Source organism: Actinoplanes sp. ATCC 53533 (assembly GCF_003947245.1).
Genome location: NZ_QHHV01000072.1, coordinates 33,846 through 54,707, shown reverse-complemented (window position 1 = coordinate 54,707; position 20,862 = coordinate 33,846). Strand labels below are relative to the sequence as shown.

Below are 20,862 nucleotides of genomic sequence, written 5' to 3'. Positions count from 1 at the left end.
GCGGCTCAGCTGCCACGGGGGAGTGCCGATCGGACCGTTGTGACCTACGTGGCGGCCAACTCCACGCCCTCCGGCGCGCCGCGGGTGCCGGGCGTCACCGTGCTGGACGAGCTGGGTCGTGGTGCGAACGCGGTGACGTACCGGGTGCGCCGGGACGGGCGGGACTGGGCGATGAAGGTGTACGCCCGCACACCCGGCGGCGGGCGGCCCGCCCTGCTGGTCCTGCGCCGGGAGGCGGCGCTGCTGACCTGGGTCGACCATCCCGGCCTGCCCCGCGTGCACGAGGTCGGCGAGGTCGACGGCCGGGCCTACATGATCATGGATCTGGTGGCCGGCCGGCCGCTGGGCGACGTGCTCGCCGCCGGTCCGCTGAGCGTGGAGGCGGTGGTGCGGCTGGGCCGGGCGGTGGCGGAGGCGCTCGCCGCGGTGCACCGGATCGGCCTGGTGCACCGGGACGTGAAGCCGCCGAACATCATGATCGAGCCGGGCGGGCACGCCCGGCTGATCGACTTCGGGATGGCGGTCCGGACCGACCGGGAAACCGGCGACGCGGCCGCCGGCACGTTCCGCTACGCGGCGCCCGAGCAGACCGGAATGATCAAGCGCCGGGTCGACGGCCGCGCCGACCTGTACGCGCTGGGCGCCGTGCTCTTCGAGTGCCTGGCCGGAACGCCGCCGTTCGTCGCCGACGACGCCGGCGAGTTGCTGCGCATGCACGCCGCCACGCCCGCCCCGGCGCTCGCCGAGCACCGCCCGGACGCCCCGGCCGAGCTGTGCGCCATCGTGGCCACACTGCTGGCCAAGGATCCCGACGATCGCTACCAGAGCGTGCCGCTCCTGCTCGCCGCCCTGGGCGCGGTGGACGGCGCTCCCGCCGGGGACGACGACACCGAGGCGGGCCGGCTCCCGCTCGCCGGCCGGGATCCGCAGTGGCAGGCGCTGCGCGAGGCCTGGCAGCAGGTCCGGTCCGGCGCGGGCGGCACCGTACTCGTGACCGGCGGGCCCGGTGCCGGCAAGACCCGGATCGCGGAAGAGCTCGTCACCCGGGCGCTGGCCGACGGCGTACCGGTGCTGCACGCCCGGTGCGCGGCGGGAGCGGCGCCGCTGGCCGCGCTGCGCGAGGCCGTCGAATACCACGCGCTGCACCCGGCGGAGCCCGATCGCGCCGCCCGCGCCGACCAGCTCCGCGCGGTGGCCGTCGCGACCGGCACCGCCACCGCCGTCGGCCGGCTGTCGCCGCTGCTGGCCGGCCCGACCGCCCCAGGCCCAGCCGCCGCAGGCCCGACCGCCCCAGGCCCAGCCGCCCCAGGCCCAGCCGCCCCAGGCCCGACCGCCGCAGGCCCGACCGCGTCGGATCGCGCTACCCAGGACCCGACCACCGCAGGTCTGGCCGCCTCGGATCGCGCAGCCCCGGGCCTGGCCGCGTCGGATCGCGCTGCTGCGGGCCCGGCCGGCTGGGACGAGCCGGCCTGGCCCGACGCGCTCGGCCAGGGCATCGCGGGATTCCTGGCCGGGCTGGCCCGCGACGCCGGCGGCGCGCTGCTGTGCCTCGACGACGTCGACGCCGCGGACGCTGCCAGCCTGACCGTCCTCCGCCAGCTCGTCGGCCAGCTCGACGCGTGCCCGCTGCTGGTGCTCGGCACCGCGACCGGGGACGGGAGCGCACCGGCCCCGGTGCGGGCCGTCTTCGGCGACTCGCAGGCCGTCACGCTCGGCCCGCTGGACCCGGCGGCCGTCGCCGCGCTGGTCACCGCCTGCGTCCGTGGCCTGCCGGCCGACGACGAGCTGGTGCAGCGCCTGGTGGCGCGCGGCGGCGTCAGCCCGTTCGAGGTCGTCGAGTACGTGCGCGCGGTCGTGGACGCCGGCCTGCTCGCACCGGCCTGGGGCAGCTGGGCGCTGGACACCGAGGGCCTGGACGACGTCCCGCTCCTCGGCGACGTGTACGAGCTGATGCTGAGCCGCCTCGACGGCCTGGCGCCCGCGACCAGGCGCCTGCTGACCGTCGCGGCGGCCATCGGCCCGGCTTTCGCCCCCGACCTGGCCGCTCGCGCGAACCGGATGGCCGCCGCGGCCGTGGACGCGGCACCCGAGCCCACCGCCGACGAGGCCCTGGCGGAGGCCCTGGACGAGGCGCTGGACGAGGCGCTGGCGTGCCGGGTGGTGGAGCACCGGGGCGACCGGCTGGCGTTCGTGCACGACGGCATCCGTACCGCGCTTCTCGCCGGGCTGGACGACGACCGCCGCCGGGCGCTGCACCAGAGCCTCGCCGAGGCGCTCGACCAGGAACCCTCCGACGACCCCGAACACGTGCACGCGCTGGCCCGTCACTACCTGCTGGGCGAGGTCGAGCGCACGCCGGACCGGCTCGCTGTGGCCTGTCTCGCGGCCGGCCGGCTCGCGCTCGCCAGTCACGCCCCGGCGGAGGCCGTCGAGTGCCTGGCGGCTGTGGAACGGCTGGCCGGCCGCGAGGCGTGGCTGGTGGCCCACGAGGTGGACGAGCTGCTCGGCGCCGCGTACTACCAAGCCGGGCACCTGGGTGACGCCCAGCGCGTGTTGTCCCGCGCGCTGGCGGGCGTGCCGACGCGGCTCGACCGGGCGCGGCTGCTGAGCCGGATCGCCGAGATCCAGCAGGCGATGGGCGACATCGCGGCGTCGCTGGCGACGGCCCGCCGGGCGCTGGCCGAGCTGGGCCGCCCGCTGCCGGCCAACCCGCTGATGCTGGTCGTGTCGACGCTGCTCAGCTTCGTGGCGGGCCTGTGCGTGGAGCGGTTCCGGATCGGCTTCGGCACCGCGGCTCCGCGCCGGCGAGCGGGATACCGGCTGCGGACCCGGCTCTACAACACCTCGGCGGTCAGCGCGATCCTGATGATGGATCCGCTGAACACGGTCATGTTGACGCTGCGCTCGCTGTATCCGGCGACCCGGCTCGGCATCTGCGCCGAGTATGCCCGCGCCCGGATCGACATGGCCTCGCTGCTGCGCTCGACCGGGCTGCCCTGGCGCAGGTCCGCCGCGCTGGCCCGGCACGCGGCGAGCATGGTCGGCGAGCGGGGCGCCGTCGAACACGTCGCCTGGCTGGAGCGCAGCGTGCCCCAGGTGCTCGGCCAGGGCGACATCCGAAGGCTCGTGGCGGACACGCTCGACCGGGCTCATCTGCTCGACACCAGCACCTACCTCAAGATGCTGGAGGGCGGCCTGTTCCTGCTGCTGGACGCCGGGTACACCGACGAGGCCGAGACGCTGCGGGCGGACGGGGCGCGGCGGGTGGCCGAGGACGACCTGGCGGAGCACTCGGTGGTCGTCTGGGGCATCGCCGCGGCGGCCGCCCGGGGGAACGTCGCCGAGGCCGACGCGCGGTGGCAGCAGACCGAGGAACACCCGCCGGCCTTCACCAACCCGGGCGACCTGCAGACGCGGCTGCACGCGAGCATCCGGCTGGCGGTCGAGCAACGGGACTTCGCGGAGCTGGACCGCGCGGCGGGGGAGTTCGCCGCGATGGGCATGAAACCGGCGGTGATGCCGCTGTACCGGCGGGCGATCTTCGCGGCGATCGCGTACGGGCGGATCGAGGCCTGCCTCGCCGCACCGCCGGAACGGCGCCCGGCGGCGCTCGCCGCCGTGGACCTGGCGGTGCGGCACCTGCGCCGCGGCGCCTCCGGCGGGCGGACGCTCACCGCGCATCACCTTGTCGCCGCCGCGTACACCCGGCATCTGCGCGGCGACCACGAAGGCGCGCTCGCCGCGCTGGCGGCGGCGGACCACCGGCTGCGTGCGGCGGACGCGCCCCAGGTGACCTACGAGGCCGTACGGCTGCGAGCCCGCGCGCTCGCCGCACTCGGGCGCCACGAGGACGCGGCGGCGCACGCCGCCACCGCCCTCGCCGTGGCCGAGCGGCAGCGGTGGCCGCACCGCGCCCGGTGGATCCGCACCGAGTTCGACCTCGGCGGCTCGCAGACCGGCACGATCCGCGACGCGTCGTCCGGGTCCACCGGCTCGTTCAGCAGCGACCGGCAGCGGCTCGCGGCCGTCGAGCAGCTCAGCCTCGTGGCGTCGAGCATCCTCGACCCGGCCGAGCTGACCAGGGTCGCGCTGGACGAGATCATCAAGCTGCTCGGCGCGGACCGCGCGTACCTGTTCCTCATCGACGGCACCGACCACCTCGTGCCGCATCAGGGCCGCGACGCGGCCGGCACCGATCTGACCACCCCCACCGGGTACGGCTCGACCCTGGTCGAGCGGGTCCGGCACAGCCGCGAGGCGCTGGTCGTCACCGGTACGGAGGAAGGCATCGCGCTCGGCTCGCAGAGCGTGCTCGCGCACGGGCTGCGCAGCATCCTCGTCGCCCCGCTGCTCTTCGACGGCCGGCTGCTCGGCGTGGTGTATCTGGACAGCCGCGTCGCCAAGGGCATGTTCACCGCCGCCGACGCCGGCGTGCTGATGACCCTGACCACCCACGTGGCGGCGGCGCTGGAGACCGCGCGGGCGGCCGAACTGGCCGTCGCGGTGCGCTCGGCCCGGCGGGAGCGCGACATCGCCGAGACCATGCGGGACGCGGTGACCCACCTGTCCGGCACGCTCGACCCGGCCGACGTGCTGCGCCGGCTGCACGCCACCCTGCGCCGGGCGCTGCCGGCCGGCCGGTCCTGGCTGGCCGTCCTCGACGACGGCAAACTGCAGGTCTGGGACGACCACGACGAGCACCACGACGCGGCCCTGGCCGGCCCGGACGCGGAGCCCGACCTGGCCCGCCTGCTGACCGCCGCCGAGCCGGTGACCGGTGCCGCCGGCGTCGCGCCCCCGGCGCCGTTCGGCCCGGCCGCCGGTAACCCGTGGGTCGCCATCCCGCTTCGCCTGCGCGCCGAGAGCGTCGGGCTGGCCGTGCTCACCTGCCCGGACCCGGCCGGTTACTCCGCCGGCCAGATCGAGATCGGTACGGCGCTGGCCGGGCAGGGCATGACCGCGTACGAGAACGCGCGCCTGTTCGCCCAGGTCGAACGCCTCGCCACCACCGACGGGCTGACCGGGCTGTTCAACCGCCGCCACTTCTTCGAGCTGGCCCTGCGCGAGCTGGCGCTCTCCCGCCGCCGGTCGGGCCCGCTGACCGTCGTGATGCTCGACATCGACCACTTCAAACAGATCAACGACCGGCACGGCCACCCGGTCGGCGACCAGGTCATCGCCACGGTCGCCCAGCGGCTGGCCGCCACGGTACGCGGCACGGACGTGCTCGGCCGGTACGGCGGCGAGGAGTTCGCGGTGCTGCTGCCGGACACCGGCGACGACGGCTCGAGCATCCTGGCCGAACGGCTCCGGGCCGTGATCGGCGACCGGCCGATCGAGACCGACACCGGTCCGCTCACGGTCACCGTCAGCGTCGGCGTCGCCTCCCGGGACACCGACATGTCGGTGGCGGAGCTGCTCGGCCGGGCCGACCGGGCGCTGTACCAGGCGAAGGAGGGCGGCCGGAACCGCGTGGTCGTCTCCGCTTGACCAGCACCCCGGCGCCGCATCGGCTCAGGTGAGCGGAGGCCGCCCACCCGACTCCACGGGCGGCCTCCGGCCGGCCAACGGCTCCTCGTCCTCAGGTGAAGACTCCGCCGAGGCGTTCCCAGTCGAGTGGGGATGGTGCCCAGGCGTTGCCGGTCCAGGCTTTGTGGTACATCGCCCGGTCGGTGCCGAGGCCGAAGATGTCGAGGCGGTTCGCGCCCCACGACGTCACCTTCGGAGGCCGTGGGTACAGGCTCTCCGCACCGGAGCGATCATCGGGTTGCAGGACCCGGAGGGTGAAGTTGGAGCTGACGCTGGGGAACATCACCGCGCCGTTGACCGACGTGTGCTGCAGCCCGAGGATGTGCCCCAGCTCGTGCAGGCTCACGGTCTCCACGTCGAACGCGCCGGCCGCGGCCCCGATCGACCAGGTGTGCTCGGAGTCGTCGAAGTGCACCGGCTTGGGGAGGTTGTTGGTGATGATGCCGCAGTCCGGCGGGAAGTCGGCGTGGGCCAGGACCCCGCCGACCATGCTGTGGTCCGGGTCGTTGGCGGGCCGCCAGCCGATCCGGATGTCGGGATTCTGGTTCGTGCCGACCTCGGTGAAGACGATCTGGGTGGCGGCCGTCCAAGTGCGCAGCGCCTGCCGTATCGCCTGGAACTCCGCGCTGCCGGCGATGTCGGTGCTGCCGGTGTCGAAGGCGTAGGTCAGGCCGCGGCCGTTCCAGTTGCACCGGGTGCTGAACGCGACGCCGTCGTCGAGGTCCGGCAGCCCGCACCGCGCCGTCGTCATGGCCTGGGCGGTCGACTCGTCGAAATCACCGGTGACCGGCACGGCGTTTCGTGCCTGGTACGCGGCCAGCGCGGTGGAAGTCTCGGCGTCGAGCATGCCCGGGGTGTAGCCGTCCTCGGGAAGGTAGCCGAACCGGCGCAGGAAGTCCTGCACGGGCTCGAGGTCGGGCGCCTTGTCGCCCGCCCGGTGTGGTGCGCTCCGCGCGATGTGGGCAAATGCTTCGACGCGTCCATCGGGCATGAGGGCCTCCTCGGATCGTTCCCTCGGTCTCGAAATCGTATGACCCAGGTCACAGGTGCCGGCCGGAACGTCTGGTAATCGACATTCGGCCCGCCCGCCGATGCTGCGGTCGCTGAGTACGGGAACTCAGGAAGTGGTGAGTACTCGTGCGATCCCGGGCCGGAGCACCCGCGGGCTAGATTCCTGACGGCTGGCCCGACGCATGGTGATCAGCCGTCCCGATCATGGATCAAGGGGTGGGTCATCGTGGTTTCGCAGCGACTCGGCGTCCGGCTGGGCACATCGGCGGATCGGGACTGGATCTTCCGGCTGCGGCACGCGGTGTACGCCGAGGAACTCGGCCAGCACTCCACCGATCCCGCCGGGCGGCTCAGCGACGACTTGGACGATCACGGCGTCGGGTATCTCGTCGCCACCTGCGACGGGTCACCGGTCGGATTCGTCAGTATCACGCCGCCGTGGGTCGGCCACTGGTCGCTGGACAAGTACCTGTCCCGGGTGGACTTGCCGCTGCTGGACGCGCCGGACGTGTTCGAGGTCCGCATCTTGACCGTCGCGGCGCCCTGGCGTGGCACCGGGGCCGCTGCCGTGCTCATGTACGCGGCGCTGCGCTGGGTGCAGTCCCGGGGCGGCCGGCAGGTGGTGGCGATGGGCCGGGCCGAGCTGGCCGGAATGTACCGCGCCGCCGGGCTGTCCCCGACGGGTCATACCGTGGTCGCCGGCGCGGTGACGTTCGACGTGCTGGCGGGAGACGTCGCCACGCTGGCTGATCGCACCCAGCGCCGGTACGCGCCGGTGCTGAACCGCCTCGGTGACGCCGTGGACTGGCAGCTCGACGCGCCGATGCGCCCCGGATCGGACGGTTGCGCCCATGGCGGGGCGTCGTTCGACGGCATCGGTGCCGACTTCCGCCGCCTGCACCGCCGCCGGGAGATCGTCGCGGCGGATGTGCTCGACGCCTGGTTCGCCCCGGCACCGGGCGTTCTGGAGATCCTGGCCGAGGATCCGGCGTGGCATGCCCGCACCTCGCCGCCGGTCGCCGCGGACGGGCTGCGAGCGCGGATCGCCGCGGCCCGCGGTGTGCCCGCCGGCTCGCTCACTCTCGGCGCCGGGTCCTCGGACCTGCTGTTTCGAGCGTTCCGCGAGTGGCTCACGCCGGCGAGCCGGGTGCTGTTGGTCGATCCCAGCTACGGCGAGTACGCCCATCTGGCCACGGAGGTGATCGGGTGCCGGGTGGACCGGCTGGCGATCGGCCCGGCCGACGGCTGGCGCATCGATCTGGAGCGGTTCGCCGACACCCTGGCCGGGGCGGACTACGACCTGGCGGTGCTGGTCAACCCGAACAATCCCACGGGCGGGCAGCTACCGGTGCGGGCACTGCACGACATGCTGCGCCGCGTGCCGACGCGCACCCGGATCTGGGTCGACGAGGCGTACGTGGGCTACGCCGGCTGGGACCAGTCCCTGGCGTCATCGGCGGCCGAGCGGCCCAACCTCGTGGTCTGCACCTCGATGTCGAAGATGTACGCCCTGTCGGGCATGCGGGTGGCGTACCTCATCAGCGACCCGGCCACGGCGGCCTCGCTGGGCCGGTGGACGCCGCCGTGGCCGGTCAGCCTGCCCGCGCAGCTCGCCGCCGTCGCGGCCCTTCGCGACCCGGCGTACTACGCGGCGCGCTGGGCGGAAACCACGGTGCTGCGCGCCGAACTCGCGGCGGCGCTGGGCGCGGTCGACCCGGCCGCCGTCATCGACGAGGCGGTGGCCAACTTCCTCCTGATCACGCTGCCGGACGGCGGTCCGAGCGCGGCCGAGGTCGTCGCGGCCTGCCGGCGCGACGATGTGTACCTGCGCGACCTGTCCCCGATGTCGCCGGCGTTCCAGGGGCGAACCATCCGGGTGGCCGTGAAAGACCCCGCCGGCAACGCCCGGATCGTCGCCGCCTACCGCGCCGCCGTGACAGCCGCCCTCCGCCCCGCGGGTGCCGCAACACGATGATCACCGTCGGCACGCTGGTTCCCTACCTCGCCGCCGCGCTGGCCGTCGGCGCGATCGCGGTCGCCATCTCCCGGCGGCGCGACATGGTCTACCGGTGGTGCGCCTGGGCGATCGGGGTTCCCCTGGTGACGGCCGCGTTCTGGCTGGGCCCGCCGGGCGCTGCCGTGATCGCGGCGGTGGCCGCCGGCATCGCCGCCGTTGAGTTCGGCGCGCTGGTGCGGGCCCCGTGGCCCGATCGAGCCGCGCTGACCATCGCGTTGACGGCACTGATCGGCACGGCACTGCTCAGCCCCGGGCATGTCCTGCACGCCGCGGGCGCCGGCGCGCTGCTTGTCGGCACCGTCCCGGTCCTGGCCGCGGACGCCACCGGTGGTCTGCGGCGGGCGGCCAACGGCATGCTCGGCCTGATCTGGCTCGCGCCGCTGGCCGCGGTGGTGCCGCTGGGTGCCTACGCATTGGTGGTCTTCGCCGCGGTGTCGGTCGGCGACATCGCCGCCTACGTCGCCGGGCGGCGGCTCGGCGGTCCCGGCCTGTCCCCGCTGTCACCTGCCAAGCACTGGAGCGGGACGCTCGCCGGCGCGGCCGCGGCCACCGGCACCTTGGCTATCCTCGGCGTCTTCCACCGGGACCTGCCCACACCACTCATGCTGGGCCTGGTAGCGGCCGTCACCATCGGCGCCCCCCTGGGCGACCTGTTCGAGTCGATGATCAAGCGAGGAGCCGGAGCCAAGGACGCCGCCTCCTGGCTGGCCGGCTCCGGCGGCCTGCTGGACCGGGTCGACTCCCTGCTGTTCGCTCTGGCCATCGTGCTGCTATTGGCCTGACGAGCCGGCGGGAGGGCCAGCGGCCCGCCAGAGCAGGTGCGCCCCGTAGCCGCGCCAGGGCCGCCAGCGGCCGGCGCGCCGGATGAGACCGGCCGGGTCGGCCGGCAGCTGGTGCGCCGCGGCGGCGGCGCGCAGGCTGTGGTCGGCGGCGGGGAAGGAGTCCGGGTCGCCGACCGCGTGCAGCATGAGGTCCTCGACCAGGGCGGGACCGAGACCGGGTACGGCGAGCAGGCCGCGGCGCACCTCGGCCCGGTCGGCGCCCTCGTCCAGGCGCAGCTCACCGGTGGCCAGCCGCTGTGCCAGCTCCCGTACCGTGCGCGCCCGGGCCGCCGGCAGGGCGAGATCGACGGCCGCGACGGCGGCGGGGTCCGGAAACGTGTGGGTCAGCCGGCCGTCCGGGCCGGGCAACGGGTCGGCGAGCGCGGTGACCAATGTCCGCGCGTGAGGGCCGAGCACGATACGCAGCGCCGTCTCCGCACCGTCCATGGTGCCGGGCAGCCGCAGCCCGGGCCGCGCCTCGGCCAGCGGTGCGAGGAGCGGGTCGGCGGCCAGCACGGCCAGCTGGCTGCCGGGATCGGCGTCCAGGTCGAGCAGGCGCCGGCAGCGGGCCACGGCGGCGCCCAGGTCGGCCATGGTGGTCAGCCGGAACGTCGCGTGCACGTGGTCGGGTGCCGGCCGCAGCGTCACGGTGCCGGGCCCGCCGGCCAGCCGCAACGTCCGGCGGTACGTGCCGTCGGAGTACTCCTCGACGCCGGTCAGCGCGCGGGCCGCGAGCCATTCGACCACCCCGTACGGGTCGTACGGTTGCCGCAGGGCCAACCGCAGCGTGAGGCCGCCGCCCGGGTGCACGCCTTCCCGCCTGCGCACGGCCGCGCGCAGGCGGGAAGGCGTGGCGTCGAAGACGGCGCGGAGGGTGTCGTTGAACTGCCGGATGCTGGCGAAACCGGCGGCGAAGGCGACCTCCCCGAACGGCATCCGGGTGGTCTCGATGAGCAGCCTCGCCTGATACGCCCGCTGCGAGCGGGCCAGGGCGAGCGGCGGGGCACCGACCTCGTCCACCAGCAGGCGGTGCAGCTGCCGGACGCTGACCGCGAGCTGCCGGGCCAGCCCGGGCACGCCCTCGCGGTCGACGACACCGTCGGCGATCAACCGCATCGCCCGCCCGGCGAGGTCGGCCCGGGTGTTCCACTCCGGCGATCCGGGCACCGCGTCCGGGCGGCAGCGCTTGCAGGCGCGCAGGCCGGCGAGCTGAGCGGCGGCGGCGGTGCGGTAGAAGGTGATGTTGGCCGGCTTGGGGCAGACCGGCGAGGGGCAGCTCGGCCGGCAGTAGATCCCGGTCGTCCGCACCCCGACGATGAACCACCCGTCGAAGCGCGGATCGCGACTGCGGGTGGCCTGGTAGCAGCGCTCGAAGTCGAGGTCCATCCCGGCGATCATGCCCGGTCGCCGGCGGCGGGGGCGTGGGGTTCCGGCGGCGTGCCCTCGACGGTCTGATACCGGTCGCCGGCGGCAGGGGCGTCGGGTTCCGGCGGTGCGCCTTCGATGGTCCGATAGCGGTCGCCGGCGGCGGGGGCGTCGGGTTCCGGCGGCGTGCCTTTCATGGTCCGATAGCTGTCGCCGGCGGCGGCCAGGTCCCGGGCGAAGGCGAGCGCGGGCACCGCCATCAGCGCGCAGATCGCCAGGACCGTGGCGGCGACGCCGTCCCGCAGGGTCAGCGCGGCCAGTGCGGCGCCCAGCGGCGGGGTGGCCTGCATCAGCGTCCGCAGTAGCGCGAACAACCGCCCATGCGCCTCGGCGGGGGCGGCGCCCATGCGCAGCGTCTGCGCCCAGGTGGTCATCGCCGCCGCGCAGCCACCCAGCCCGGCCAGACCCACCAGCGCGGCCCACGGGGACGGCACCAGCACGGCGAGCACGGCGACCGCGGCCACCAGCGCCGCCGCCACCACCGACCGCGTCAGCGACGGCCGCCAGGACCAGCGCAGCAGCGCCAGGGCGGCGAGCAGTTCGCCGCCGGTCACGGCCGCTATCAGGTAGCCGTACCCGCCGGGGCCGAGCCCGTATTCGACGGCCCGCTCCGGGAGCAGGACCAGCAGGGCACCCTCGCCGATGTTGAACAGCGCGAACATGATCGTGGTGTCGCGCAGCACCGGCTCCCGCACCAGCAGCCGCAGCACCGGCCCGAGCCCACCGCCGGCCCGGGCGGTCTTCGCCGGTCCCGCCGTCCTCGCCTGCCGGGCGGATCTCGGCCCAACTCGCGCGGAGAGCAGGCACAGGGCGAAGAGCAGGTAGCTCAGCACGTCGAAGGCCACCACGTATCCCGGCCCGACGGTGGCCACCGCGACACCGGCGCCGACCGCCCCGACCAGGCCGGCGATCCCGAAACCGGCCGACTCCAGGGCGTTGGCGGCCATCAGCTGCTTCGGGGGCACCAGCTCGGGGATCAGCGCCGGGAAGCCGGCCAGGCTGGTCATCTTCAGCAGCCCGTACACCGCGGCGACGAGGTAGAGCTGGACGGCGGTCAACCCGCCCCCGGCGGCGGCCAGCGGGATCGTGGCGAACACCGCCGCCCGCGCCAGGCTGTCCACGGCGAGCAGCCACCGGCGGTCGTACCGGTCCAGGGCCCAGCCGGCGACCAGGCCGCCGACCGCCACGGGCGCCGTGTACAGCACGGCGAGGGTCGCCACGCTGCCGTCCGTCGAACCCCAGGCGTACGCGACGAGCGCGACCCAGCTGGCGGCGTCCCCGGCCGCCGACACGGTCGCGCCGATCCACACGCGGCGGAACGAAGCGTCGCGCAGCGGAGAGTCTCTCTTGTCGATCACCCATCCATGCTGGCGGCGAGTCGCCGTCCGGCGCTGGCGGAAATCGGCCGACTCGGTCCGGGCCTTGCCGGGCGACACTAGCCTTGCCCCGTGGCGAGCATGGCATGGCGGGCACGGTTGGTGGCCCTCGCGACCGCGGGCGGTTTTCTGGTGGTTGGGCTGGGGATCCGGGTGCTGGCCGGTGGCGGTGGCGTGCTCGACAGTTCCGGCGCGTTGGCGCAGCATTCGGGAACAGCACTGTACGCGGCCATGATCTACGCGGGCGTGTTCATCCTGGTCCCCGAGGCTGAACCGTGGGTGGCCGGTGTCGCGGCGATCGCCTTCTGCTGGCTTGTCGAGATGCTGCAACTGACGGGCCTGCCGGCGGAGCTGTCCGAACGCAGCCTGGTGGCCCGGCTCGTGCTGGGCGTTCACTTCGACGCCCTCGATCTGGTGTGGTACGCGATCGGCGTGCTTCCGCTGGTGGTCCTGCACGCGGCCCTCGCCCGGCACCGCCGATAGCGCCGGCCGTATGCGGGGCCCGTGGAGCCGGCGAAAGACCCCGCCTCTATGGTGAACCGATGGCGTCGGTCAAGCAGTTCCAGGTCACCTTCGATTGCGCGGAGCCTGAGCGCGTCGCTCGGTTCTGGTGCGAGGTCCTGGGGTACGTCGTACCGCCTCCCCCGCAGGGGTTCGCCACGTGGGACGACTTCGATCGAGCATTGCCGCCGGAGCGGCAGGGATCGGCGTTCGCGTGCGTGGACCCCACAGGTGTGGGCCCACGACTGTTCTTTCAGCGCGTTCCCGAAGGCAAGGTCGTCAAGAATCGGCTCCACCTCGATGTGCGGGTCGGCACCGGGCTCGTGGGGGACGAGCGCCTGGCCGCGCTCGAGGCCGAATGCGCACGACTGCTCCCGCTCGGCGCGAAACGCGTGCGACTGCTGCGCGCCGACGGCGTCAACGAGTCGTGCCTCGCGATGCAGGACATCGAGGGCAACGAATTCTGCCTCGACTGAGCAGCCGCCCCGACCCGAGCGGGCCAGGATCCTGCCTCCGCCCAGCCGCGAGGCGGCGACCCAGCTACCGTCTGCGTAGATCCGGGGCCTTGCGGGGCCTGAACCACGTGATGGCGAGGACGGCCAACGGGACCGGCGACAAGAGGACCCAGAAGGCAGCATCGGGCCCCATCCAGCCGCCGGCATCCGCTATCCAGACGAAGGGGCCGACCAGGACAGCTAGCCCCAGTAGGAACCAGAACACGGCAGCCTCGAAGGCGCTGCGCCAGACCCGCCCTGCGGCGTTGACCGCGGGAGCGTCATCGCGCACGAGGGCCCGGACACCCCAACCAATCAAGGCCAGCCCGATCAACCCCCCGATCAGCGCCTGCACACCCATGGCCGGAGCCTAGCAACGCACCCAAGGCTGGACGGATCAGTACAGGGGGACATCTTCTTCCTGGCGGTCATGACGACGGTCCCGGTGTCCGCATCTCTGCCCGGACCAGGATCTCTTGCCCACGCTGACCTCAACTCTCTACACTCGCCCATAGTTGAACGCGTTCAAGTCGAGAGGCCCACGTGATCCCGAGCAGCGACGACCAGCCCCGTTGCCCTCGTGGCAGCTGCGTTGCTCGCGGTGGTTGCGGCCGTTGCCATCGGAGTCGGCATGCGATCGAATCCCGAACGATGGCAAGGCCGAGCCCGTTGGTTCGGCGTGGCGCTCATGATCGACGTGGGGAGCTACCTTGCCTCGATCCCGATGGCGCTGATCCTGTGGGGTGGAGTGTCGAATCTCGTCGACTTAGGTCCGGCCCTAGCCCCCGTATTCCTCGTCAATCTCGCCCTGCTGTGGATGGGCGCGACCATCGCGCGTCGGGCGAAAGGCGCTTCCCGAAAGGGCCGGGAACTCCAATCTTGATAGTCGTGGGCCGACGCCTGCCGGCGAGAAGGTGCGGCGGGAGGGCCGGCCTCGATCAGCGGAGTTCGGGCAGACCGCTTGGCTCCTCAGGGGTCGGATGGTGGTCGCTCGCGTTCTGTCACTCCGCGGGCACCTCGCCACCCAGCATGATCATTCGACTAGCCTGCGGTGGTGGCGGGAATCGAACTGGACGAGTTGATCGTGGCCGACGGCGCGGCGCTGCGCGCGTGGCTGCTGGACAATCACACCGCCTCTCCTGGCGTGTGGCTCGCCCTGACCAGGAAGGGCGGCTCCGTCACCACGCTGACCTGGCAGCAGGCGGTCGACGAGGCACTGTGCTTCGGCTGGATCGACGGGCAGGCCCGCAAGCGCGACGAGGGGAGTTCCTGGAGGCGGCTCACCCCGCGCCGGCCTCGCAGCGTCTGGTCCCAACGCAACGTCGCCAACGTGGCCCGGTTGGAGGCGGCCGGCCTGATGCTGCCCGCCGGCCGCGCCGCGGTGGACGCCGCGAAGGCCGACGGGCGGTGGACGGCCGCCTATGCGCCGCCGTCGGAAGCGGAGGTGCCGGCCGACCTGCGCGCCGCGATCGCCGCCGACCCGGCGGCGCAGGCGATGTTCGACGTGCTCAGCAAGACCAACCGCTTCGCCCTCATCAGCCGGGTCAATGCCGTCAAGCGGGCCGAGACGCGCACCCGGAAGATCGTCGAGTGCGTGGCGATGCTGGCCCGGCACGAGACGATCCACCCGCAGCGCGCCAGGCCGGCGGACCCGCCGACGTCGTGATGGGGTGTCGGCCAGAACGACGACCCACCGTGCTCGTTCCTCGGCGTCGATGTCCCCTCAGGATCGAGCAGGAACCGCGCCACAACGTCAGTCACGGTGTGGCCAGGAACCTGATCTCGACGGTGAGCCCGCCCTCGGGGTGCGCGTGGGCCGTGAGCGCGGCGCCGTGGGCGACGGCGATCGCCCGTACGATCGACAGGCCCAGCCCGTGGTGTCCGTCGTCGGCCACCCGCCGCAGGCGCAGGAACGGCTCGAACAGCCGGTCCACCTCGTCGGGCGGCACGACCGGGCCGGTGTTCGTGACGACCAGGAGCGCCTGGTCCGCGGCGCGGCGGGTGGCCACCTCGACCACACCGCCGGGAACGTTGTAGTGCACGGCGTTGTCGCACAGGTTGGCCACCAGCCGCCCGATCAGCGCCGGATCGCCGAGCAGTGTGGCCGGCCTGATCATCGCCTTGACCCGTAGCCCGTTCCGGTCAAGCTCGGCCGCTCGGTCACGGACCGCCTGCTCGGCGAGCCCGGCGAGGTCGACCGGCTCCGCCCGGCCCTGGCCGTGCTCGCTGCCGGCAAGGGTCAGCAGCGACTCGAGCAGCCGGCCCCGCGCCCGGTTGACCGCGATCAGACTCTCGAAGTTGGCCTGGTACCGCTCGATGGTCGCGTTCGTGGCGAGCGGCTCCTCGAGCAGGGCGTGCTCGACGGTCAACGGGGTACGCAGCTCGTGTGCGGCGTTGGCGACGAATCGTTTGTGGCCGTCCAGCGCGGTCTCCAGCCGGCCGAGCAACTCGTCGACGGTGTCGGCGAGATCCTTCAATTCGTCGTGGGGACCGGTCATCGCGAGCCGCTCGTGCACGTTGCGGGCGGAGATCTGCCGCAGGCGTCCGGTCATCGTGCGCACGGGGCGCAGGATCCGGCCGGCGATCACCCAGCCCACCGCCAGCGAGAGCACGGCCATGATGGCCAGCGCGGCGCCCGGCAGGAGCAGGATGTCCGACCGGTAGGCCTTGAGCTGGGCCAGGAGGGAGTCGGGCAGGTGTCCCGGCTCGACGGAGACGCCCTCCGGCGCCGGCACGTCGGAAGGCGGCAGGCCGGCGGACAGCGTCGTGATGATGAAGAGCAGCACGACGCCGGAGGCGACCGACGCCGCGCAGTACAGCAGCGTGAGGCGTCGCCGGAGCCGGTTGACCAGCATGTCAGATGCGGTAGCCGGCGCGGGCGACCGTGACGATCAGCGGCGGGTCGCCGAGCTTGGCCCGCAGCCGGTTCATCGTCGCCTTGACGGTCGTGGTGAACGGGTCGGCGGCCTCGTCCCACACCCGGTCGAGCAGTTCCTCCGCGGCGACCACCCGGCCCCGGGCGGTGAGCAGGTGCTCGAGGACCGCGAACTCCTTCGGGCTCAGCGCGAGCTGCGTCCCGGCACGGGTGGCGATCCGCCGGGGCGGGTCGAGCCGCAGGTCGCCGTGCACGAGGACCGGTGGGGTGGCCGGGTGGGAGCGCCGGGCGACCGCGCGGATCCTGGCCACCAGCTCGGCGTACGCGAAGGGTTTGGGTAGGTAGTCGTCGGCGCCCAGGCCGAGGCCCTCGACCCGCTCCGCGACGGTGCCCGAGGCGGTCAGCATCAGCACGCGGCTGGGCGACTCCCGGGCGACCAGCGTGCGGCACACCTGGTCGCCGTGCACGCCGGGCAGGTCGCGGTCGAGCACGACGACGTCGTAGTCGAGCACCTCGGCGCGCTGGAGTGCGGCGGCGCCGTCGTACACCACGTCGACCGCCATCCCCTCGTGGCGCAGAGCCCGCGCCACCGAGTCGGCGAGTACCACCTGATCCTCGACCACGAGCACCCTCATCGGGCGAGGTTATCCGCACAACGGTCACGGCGCGGTCACACCCTGACCGTGCCGTGACCGCCGCCTGGCTAGAACTGGCCCCCACATCCATTCGAGATAGGGGATCGTTCCGTGAGCACAGCGACAACGCCGGTCATCGAAACCGGGGGGCTCGGCAAACGGTACGGCCGCACCACCGCCCTGGCCGGCTGCACCCTGCGCGTACCGGCCGGGCGGATCGTCGGCCTGGTCGGGCCCAACGGCGCGGGCAAGTCCACGCTGCTGGGCCTGACCTGCGGGGTCATCGCGCCCACCACGGGCAGCATCGAGGTGCTCGGCAACCGCCCGGGAGGCAGCGCGGCCCAACTGGCCAAGGTCGGATTCGTCGCGCAGGATGCCCCGGTCTACCGCACCCTGTCGGTCGGCGACCACCTGCGACTCGGCGCCCGGCTCAACCCCCGCTGGGACCAGCCGCTGGCCGAGGGGAGGGTGAAGCGGCTCGGCCTCGACCCCGCGCAGAAGGCCGGCGGGCTCTCCGGCGGGCAACGGGCCCAGCTCGCCCTCACCGTCGCCGCCGCCAAACGCGCCGAACTGCTGATCCTCGACGAGCCGGTCGCCGCGCTCGACCCGCTGGCCCGCCACGCGTTCCTGCGCGACCTGCTCGATTTCGTCGCCGAGCTCGGCGTCAGCGTGGTGCTGTCCTCACATCTGCTCGGCGATCTGGAACAGGTCTGCGACCACCTGATCGTGCTGGCCGCGGGCCGGGTCCAGCTGGCCGGCGACGTCGACGACCTGCTGGCCGTGCACCACCGGGTAGCCGGCGCAGTGCCGGCCGGCGCCGAGCGCATCCACGAGGACGTAGTGCGCTCCGACGCCGCGCCGCCGCCGGGCGCGCAACCGGTCGACCTGGAGGACCTGGGCATGGCGTACATGACCCGGGCCGCGGTCGCGTCGATCGGCGGTGCGGCATGATCTGGCTGACCTGGCGACAGTTCCGCACCCAGGCCGTGGTCGCCGCCGGAGCCCTGATCGCAGTCGCGATCTACCTGGTGTACCTCGGCTCCCGCATCCGCGACGACTACGCCGGCGTCCTGGGCTGCCAGCCCAGCGACTGCGTCACCGCGCGTCACGCCTTCGACGAGTCGTACACCGGTCCGCTGTTGATCGTCGGCCTGCTGCTCATCGCCGTTCCCGCGGTCATCGGCATCTTCTGGGGCGCGCCGCTGATCACGCGGGAGCTGGAGGAGCGGACCGACCGCCTGGTGTGGAACCAGAGCGTGACCCGTACCCGCTGGCTGACGACCAAGTTGGTGCTCCTCACGCTCGCCAGCGCCGCGGTCACCGGCCTGTTCAGCCTCCTGCTCACCTGGAGCGCGAGCCGCTACGACCAGTTCCTCGGCGACCGCTTCGGCGCGGTGAGCTTCGCCTCCCGCAACGTCGTCCCGCTCGGCTACGCCGCCTTCGCGTTCGTCCTCGGCACCGTCATCGGCCTCGTCGCCCGCCGCACGCTGGTGGCCATGGCCCTGACCCTGGCCGTGTTCGCCATCGTGCAGCTGCTCGTGCCCACCGTGCTCCGCGAGCACCTGATGGCGCCCGTCACGACCACCGTGGCATTCGACGAGGACGCGATGAGCCGGTCGGACACCTTCGGCATCAACGACCGCGGCGCCACGATCATGGGCTACACCATGGCCGGCACCTGGTCCCTGACGGATGACGCCAAGGTGCTCAACGCCGACGGCACCCCGTACACCCTCCAGCAGGCGAAGGCGTGCGAGAAGAGTTCGCAGGTGGAGAACATGGCCTGCACGGCCGGCCAGAATCTGCACTTCAGCTACACGTACCAGCCGGCGGGCCGCTACTGGCCGTTCCAGTGGATCGAGCTCTCCGCGTACCTCGGAGTCACCCTCCTGCTGACCGCCTTCGGCTTCTGGTGGATCCGGCACCGCTCCAGCTGACGTGTCCGTGCCCGCCCTGTCTACCAGGGCGGGCGCAGGACCGACCGCAACCCACCGCCCGTGCTGGTGTGCGCTCGGTCATGGCCCTCGGATTCATGCGCGGTTAGGGTCACCGCCATGCTGGAAACCGCCGCGCTCCCGTTCGACGCCGTGCTCTTCGACTGCGACGGGGTGCTCGTCGACTCCGAACGCATCACGAACGCCGTGCTCCGGGCGATGCTGCACGAGCTCGGCTGGCAGATCTCCGAAGCCGACTGCTTCCGGCTCTTCGTCGGCCGTGCGCTGCGCGACGAGGCTGCCGTGATCACCGCGCACACCGGCTTCACCGTGACCGACGAGTGGCTCGGCGACTTCCGTAAGCGCCGCAACGACGCCCTCACCCTCGATCTGCTGCCCATCCCCGGCGCGGTCGCCGCCGCCCGAGAGATCGACCGGATCCTGCACGGCAACCTGGCCTGCGCCAGCGGCGCCGACCGCCACAAGGTCGAGCTGCAGCTCGCCAAGGTCGGCCTGGACACCGTGTTCGCCGGCAAGATCTTCAGCGGCATGGAGACACCCCGCAGCAAGCCGGCACCCGACGTCTACCTGGCCGCCGCGGCCGCCCTGGGCGTCGACCCGGCCCGCACCGCCGTGATCGAAGACACCCCGACCGGCGTCCGCGCCGGAGTGGCCGCCGGAGCCACGGTCTTCGGCTACTGCCCGCCGGAGAGCCCGTCCCACAGCGCCCCGCAGGTGCTGCTGGCGGCCGGCGCCACGCACACCTTCACCGACATGGCCGGCCTGCCCGCGCTCCTGGCCACCCTGCCCACCTCCCGCGCCGGTCTCTGACCCGGCTGCCGCGCGCGGCCGGCGCGCGCTGTCACCCCTCGGCGGTCGCCGATGCGGCGCTGCCCTCCAGCGCGGCGAGGACGCGCTGTCTCAAGGTTTCGTACTGCTGGCGGCATCGCCGGGGAGCGTCCGGCGGACGCTGCTGCACCTGACCGCCGACGATGACTTCTCGCGGGTGGAACTGGTCGGCGGTGAGGTCGACATCGCGGCCGTCGGGCAACCGATTCCAGTAGTGGTGCCCGACCCGGGCCTCGCCGACGAAGACCTCGCCGAGCACCAACTCTCCGCCGAGCAGGTCCTGAACGATCAACGCCGTCACTCCACATTGACCACGGGCCGGGTTGTCCTGGTGCCAATCATGCAGATCGTGCGGGTCGCAGGTGTCCGCTCCCCAGCCGGCTCGCAGTATCGGCCGCAGCACTTCCAGGTCAATCACGGGAAGACCCCCTCGCTTGTAGACGCCCACCGGACGTCGCCCAGACAATGTGGGCCCTCGACCGGGTCGAGGGTCAAGTCAGAAGCCGGGCCAGGCGGCTCTTGGGAGGGGAGTGGCTCACTCGGCCAGGAAGAGCGCGGCCAACCCGGTGCTCGTCGAACGCTGAGCCGCGGTCAGGTGAGCCTCCGCGGCGCGGGCCTCCTCGGCCAGGACGCGGGCGGCGATCGTCGTGACCTGTGCCTGCTTGTGCACGTCCGTCACCTCGATCGCGGCTTGTTCGTACCGCTGCCGGGCGGCGTGCATGCGGCTGTCCCACTCCACCGGCATGCTGTCGGCGCCGTGCGTGCCGCTACCGGCCGTCGCCTGCGTGTGCTGCCAGATCCGGTTCAGCTCCGCCGCCGAGAGTTGGCCGTGCCGGTAGGCGTTCACCGCTGCCCGTTCGACGAGCCGCAGCGGGTGTTCGGGGACCTGCGCCTGCTGGCGGAGCTGGCGGTAGTGCGATCCCGCCAGGTCGAGCACCCGCACGGCGTGGCCCGCCCGATGATGTGCCTCGTCGGCTGCCGCGACGGCCTGTTTCGCCGCGACGGCCACCGCTCGGGCGTGAACCTCCAGTTCCTCCAGGTTGTCGAGCTCGTCCGTGACGGACCGCCCCGCCGGCTCGCCCGCCTGCCTGCGCCGCCGGCGGGCGAGCAGGGCCAGCGTGCCCAGCAGGCCGGCGGGGATCGAGCCAATCGTCAGGAGTACATACATCGGCACTGTGACAACCCTCCCCGGGCCTGCCGGTGATCCGGAACTTCCGTCGACCGTATGGCCGATCTTCGGTCGCCGCACGGCGGGGAGGCCCCGCCCGAGCGTGGGATGCACCACTATGCGGCTTCCTGACATGGCATTCGCCGCAGTGTGGACGACGGAGACCCGGCGTTGCTGTAGTTGCGCCGCGATCTCGTCCGGCGGGACGTTGCCGGGACCCGCCTGGA

At 73.3% G+C, this 20,862-nt stretch carries 18 protein-coding genes; 10 read left to right on the top strand and 8 right to left on the bottom strand.

The genetic code is table 11. From position 1 onward, the window contains the following. The first annotated feature begins 39 nt into the window (after nucleotides 1-39). Entirely contained in the window at nucleotides 40-5,490 is a 5,451-nt protein-coding gene (locus tag DMB66_RS24250; protein ID WP_125806415.1) for a diguanylate cyclase, read from the top strand. 91 nt (nucleotides 5,491-5,581) lie between these two features. Here the strand turns inward: DMB66_RS24250 and DMB66_RS24245 are convergent, their stop codons facing one another. Further along, nucleotides 5,582-6,520 carry a matrixin family metalloprotease gene (locus tag DMB66_RS24245; protein WP_125806414.1) on the bottom strand — a complete coding sequence of 313 codons (939 nt, stop codon included), beginning with the start codon at nucleotides 6,518-6,520 and terminating at the stop codon, nucleotides 5,582-5,584. Between the two features lie 246 nt (nucleotides 6,521-6,766). Here DMB66_RS24245 and DMB66_RS24240 point away from each other — a divergent pair, with 246 nt between their 5' ends. Together DMB66_RS24240 and DMB66_RS24235 are read left to right on the top strand one after the other, a co-directional pair. Continuing rightward, the gene (locus DMB66_RS24240; protein ID WP_199752604.1) at nucleotides 6,767-8,515 is read left to right on the top strand and encodes an aminotransferase class I/II-fold pyridoxal phosphate-dependent enzyme; all 1,749 of its coding nucleotides are present in this window, start codon (nucleotides 6,767-6,769) and stop codon (nucleotides 8,513-8,515) included. Next, complete coding sequence (locus DMB66_RS24235) at nucleotides 8,512-9,339, top strand: phosphatidate cytidylyltransferase (protein WP_125806413.1); 828 nt, start codon at nucleotides 8,512-8,514, stop codon at nucleotides 9,337-9,339. The genes DMB66_RS24240 and DMB66_RS24235 overlap by 4 nt, the downstream gene beginning before the upstream one ends. Here the strand turns inward: DMB66_RS24235 and DMB66_RS24230 are convergent. Together DMB66_RS24230 and DMB66_RS24225 are read right to left on the bottom strand one after the other, a co-directional pair. After that, entirely contained in the window at nucleotides 9,328-10,764 is a 1,437-nt protein-coding gene (locus DMB66_RS24230) for a DNA-3-methyladenine glycosylase 2 family protein (RefSeq protein ID WP_125806412.1), read from the bottom strand. The genes DMB66_RS24235 and DMB66_RS24230 overlap by 12 nt on opposite strands. Nucleotides 10,765-10,772: 8 nt before the next feature. Continuing rightward, nucleotides 10,773-12,161 carry an MFS transporter gene (locus DMB66_RS24225; protein ID WP_158647344.1) on the bottom strand — a complete coding sequence of 463 codons (1,389 nt, stop codon included), beginning with the start codon at nucleotides 12,159-12,161 and terminating at the stop codon, nucleotides 10,773-10,775. Between the two features lie 120 nt (nucleotides 12,162-12,281). On the opposite strand from DMB66_RS24225, the gene DMB66_RS24220 reads away from it, so the two are divergent. After that, nucleotides 12,282-12,662, top strand: a complete 381-nt coding sequence (locus DMB66_RS24220; RefSeq protein WP_158647343.1) for a DUF2809 domain-containing protein — start codon at nucleotides 12,282-12,284, stop codon at nucleotides 12,660-12,662. A gap of 59 nt (nucleotides 12,663-12,721) precedes the next feature. Then, nucleotides 12,722-13,156 carry a VOC family protein gene (locus DMB66_RS24215; RefSeq protein ID WP_125806409.1) on the top strand — a complete coding sequence of 145 codons (435 nt, stop codon included), beginning with the start codon at nucleotides 12,722-12,724 and terminating at the stop codon, nucleotides 13,154-13,156. A 64-nt stretch (nucleotides 13,157-13,220) separates the two neighbouring features. Here the strand turns inward: DMB66_RS24215 and DMB66_RS24210 are convergent, their stop codons facing one another. Further along, nucleotides 13,221-13,535, bottom strand: coding sequence for a hypothetical protein (locus DMB66_RS24210; protein ID WP_125806408.1), 315 nt, complete (start codon nucleotides 13,533-13,535; stop codon nucleotides 13,221-13,223). 219 nt (nucleotides 13,536-13,754) lie between these two features. On the opposite strand from DMB66_RS24210, the gene DMB66_RS24205 reads away from it, so the two are divergent. Next, on the top strand, nucleotides 13,755-14,057 hold the full coding sequence (locus DMB66_RS24205) for a hypothetical protein (protein WP_125806407.1): 303 nt from the start codon (nucleotides 13,755-13,757) through the stop codon (nucleotides 14,055-14,057). Nucleotides 14,058-14,228: 171 nt separating this feature from the next. Next, a complete protein-coding gene (locus tag DMB66_RS24200) occupies nucleotides 14,229-14,840 on the top strand; it encodes a YdeI family protein (protein ID WP_125806406.1) in 612 nt (203 codons plus the stop codon). A 91-nt stretch (nucleotides 14,841-14,931) separates the two neighbouring features. Here the strand turns inward: DMB66_RS24200 and DMB66_RS24195 are convergent, their stop codons facing one another. Both DMB66_RS24195 and DMB66_RS24190 read right to left on the bottom strand, forming a co-directional pair. Next, nucleotides 14,932-16,029, bottom strand: a complete 1,098-nt coding sequence (locus DMB66_RS24195) for a HAMP domain-containing sensor histidine kinase (protein ID WP_199752603.1) — start codon at nucleotides 16,027-16,029, stop codon at nucleotides 14,932-14,934. 1 nt (nucleotide 16,030) lies between these two features. Then, entirely contained in the window at nucleotides 16,031-16,684 is a 654-nt protein-coding gene (locus DMB66_RS24190; RefSeq protein ID WP_125806405.1) for a response regulator transcription factor, read from the bottom strand. Nucleotides 16,685-16,795: 111 nt separating this feature from the next. On the opposite strand from DMB66_RS24190, the gene DMB66_RS24185 reads away from it, so the two are divergent. From DMB66_RS24185 to DMB66_RS24175, 3 genes are all read left to right on the top strand, one after another. After that, nucleotides 16,796-17,635, top strand: coding sequence for an ABC transporter ATP-binding protein (locus DMB66_RS24185; protein ID WP_125806404.1), 840 nt, complete (start codon nucleotides 16,796-16,798; stop codon nucleotides 17,633-17,635). Then, nucleotides 17,632-18,621, top strand: coding sequence for an ABC transporter permease subunit (locus DMB66_RS24180; RefSeq protein WP_125806403.1), 990 nt, complete (start codon nucleotides 17,632-17,634; stop codon nucleotides 18,619-18,621). The genes DMB66_RS24185 and DMB66_RS24180 overlap by 4 nt, the downstream gene beginning before the upstream one ends. 117 nt (nucleotides 18,622-18,738) lie before the next feature. Continuing rightward, nucleotides 18,739-19,449, top strand: coding sequence for an HAD family phosphatase (locus tag DMB66_RS24175; RefSeq protein WP_125806402.1), 711 nt, complete (start codon nucleotides 18,739-18,741; stop codon nucleotides 19,447-19,449). A gap of 31 nt (nucleotides 19,450-19,480) precedes the next feature. Here the strand turns inward: DMB66_RS24175 and DMB66_RS24170 are convergent, their stop codons facing one another. Both DMB66_RS24170 and DMB66_RS24165 read right to left on the bottom strand, forming a co-directional pair. After that, a complete protein-coding gene (locus DMB66_RS24170; protein WP_125806439.1) occupies nucleotides 19,481-19,885 on the bottom strand; it encodes a hypothetical protein in 405 nt (134 codons plus the stop codon). Between the two features lie 117 nt (nucleotides 19,886-20,002). Continuing rightward, on the bottom strand, nucleotides 20,003-20,635 hold the full coding sequence (locus DMB66_RS24165) for a hypothetical protein (RefSeq protein WP_125806401.1): 633 nt from the start codon (nucleotides 20,633-20,635) through the stop codon (nucleotides 20,003-20,005). Nucleotides 20,636-20,862: the final 227 nt, after the last annotated feature.

Excerpts from the sequence above, each read along its gene's own strand:
- DMB66_RS24245 (WP_125806414.1), bottom strand. The coding sequence starts at position 6,520 with ATGCCCGATGGACGCGTCGAAGCATTTGCCCACATCGCGCGGAGCGCA.
- DMB66_RS24235 (WP_125806413.1), top strand. The coding sequence starts at position 8,512 with ATGATCACCGTCGGCACGCTGGTTCCCTACCTCGCCGCCGCGCTGGCC.
- DMB66_RS24230 (WP_125806412.1), bottom strand. The coding sequence starts at position 10,764 with ATGGACCTCGACTTCGAGCGCTGCTACCAGGCCACCCGCAGTCGCGAT.
- DMB66_RS24215 (WP_125806409.1), top strand. The coding sequence starts at position 12,722 with ATGGCGTCGGTCAAGCAGTTCCAGGTCACCTTCGATTGCGCGGAGCCT.
- DMB66_RS24210 (WP_125806408.1), bottom strand. The coding sequence starts at position 13,535 with ATGGGTGTGCAGGCGCTGATCGGGGGGTTGATCGGGCTGGCCTTGATT.
- DMB66_RS24195 (WP_199752603.1), bottom strand. The coding sequence starts at position 16,029 with ATGCTGGTCAACCGGCTCCGGCGACGCCTCACGCTGCTGTACTGCGCG.
- DMB66_RS24190 (WP_125806405.1), bottom strand. The coding sequence starts at position 16,684 with ATGAGGGTGCTCGTGGTCGAGGATCAGGTGGTACTCGCCGACTCGGTG.
- DMB66_RS24180 (WP_125806403.1), top strand. The coding sequence starts at position 17,632 with ATGATCTGGCTGACCTGGCGACAGTTCCGCACCCAGGCCGTGGTCGCC.
- DMB66_RS24175 (WP_125806402.1), top strand. The coding sequence starts at position 18,739 with ATGCTGGAAACCGCCGCGCTCCCGTTCGACGCCGTGCTCTTCGACTGC.
- DMB66_RS24165 (WP_125806401.1), bottom strand. The coding sequence starts at position 20,635 with ATGTATGTACTCCTGACGATTGGCTCGATCCCCGCCGGCCTGCTGGGC.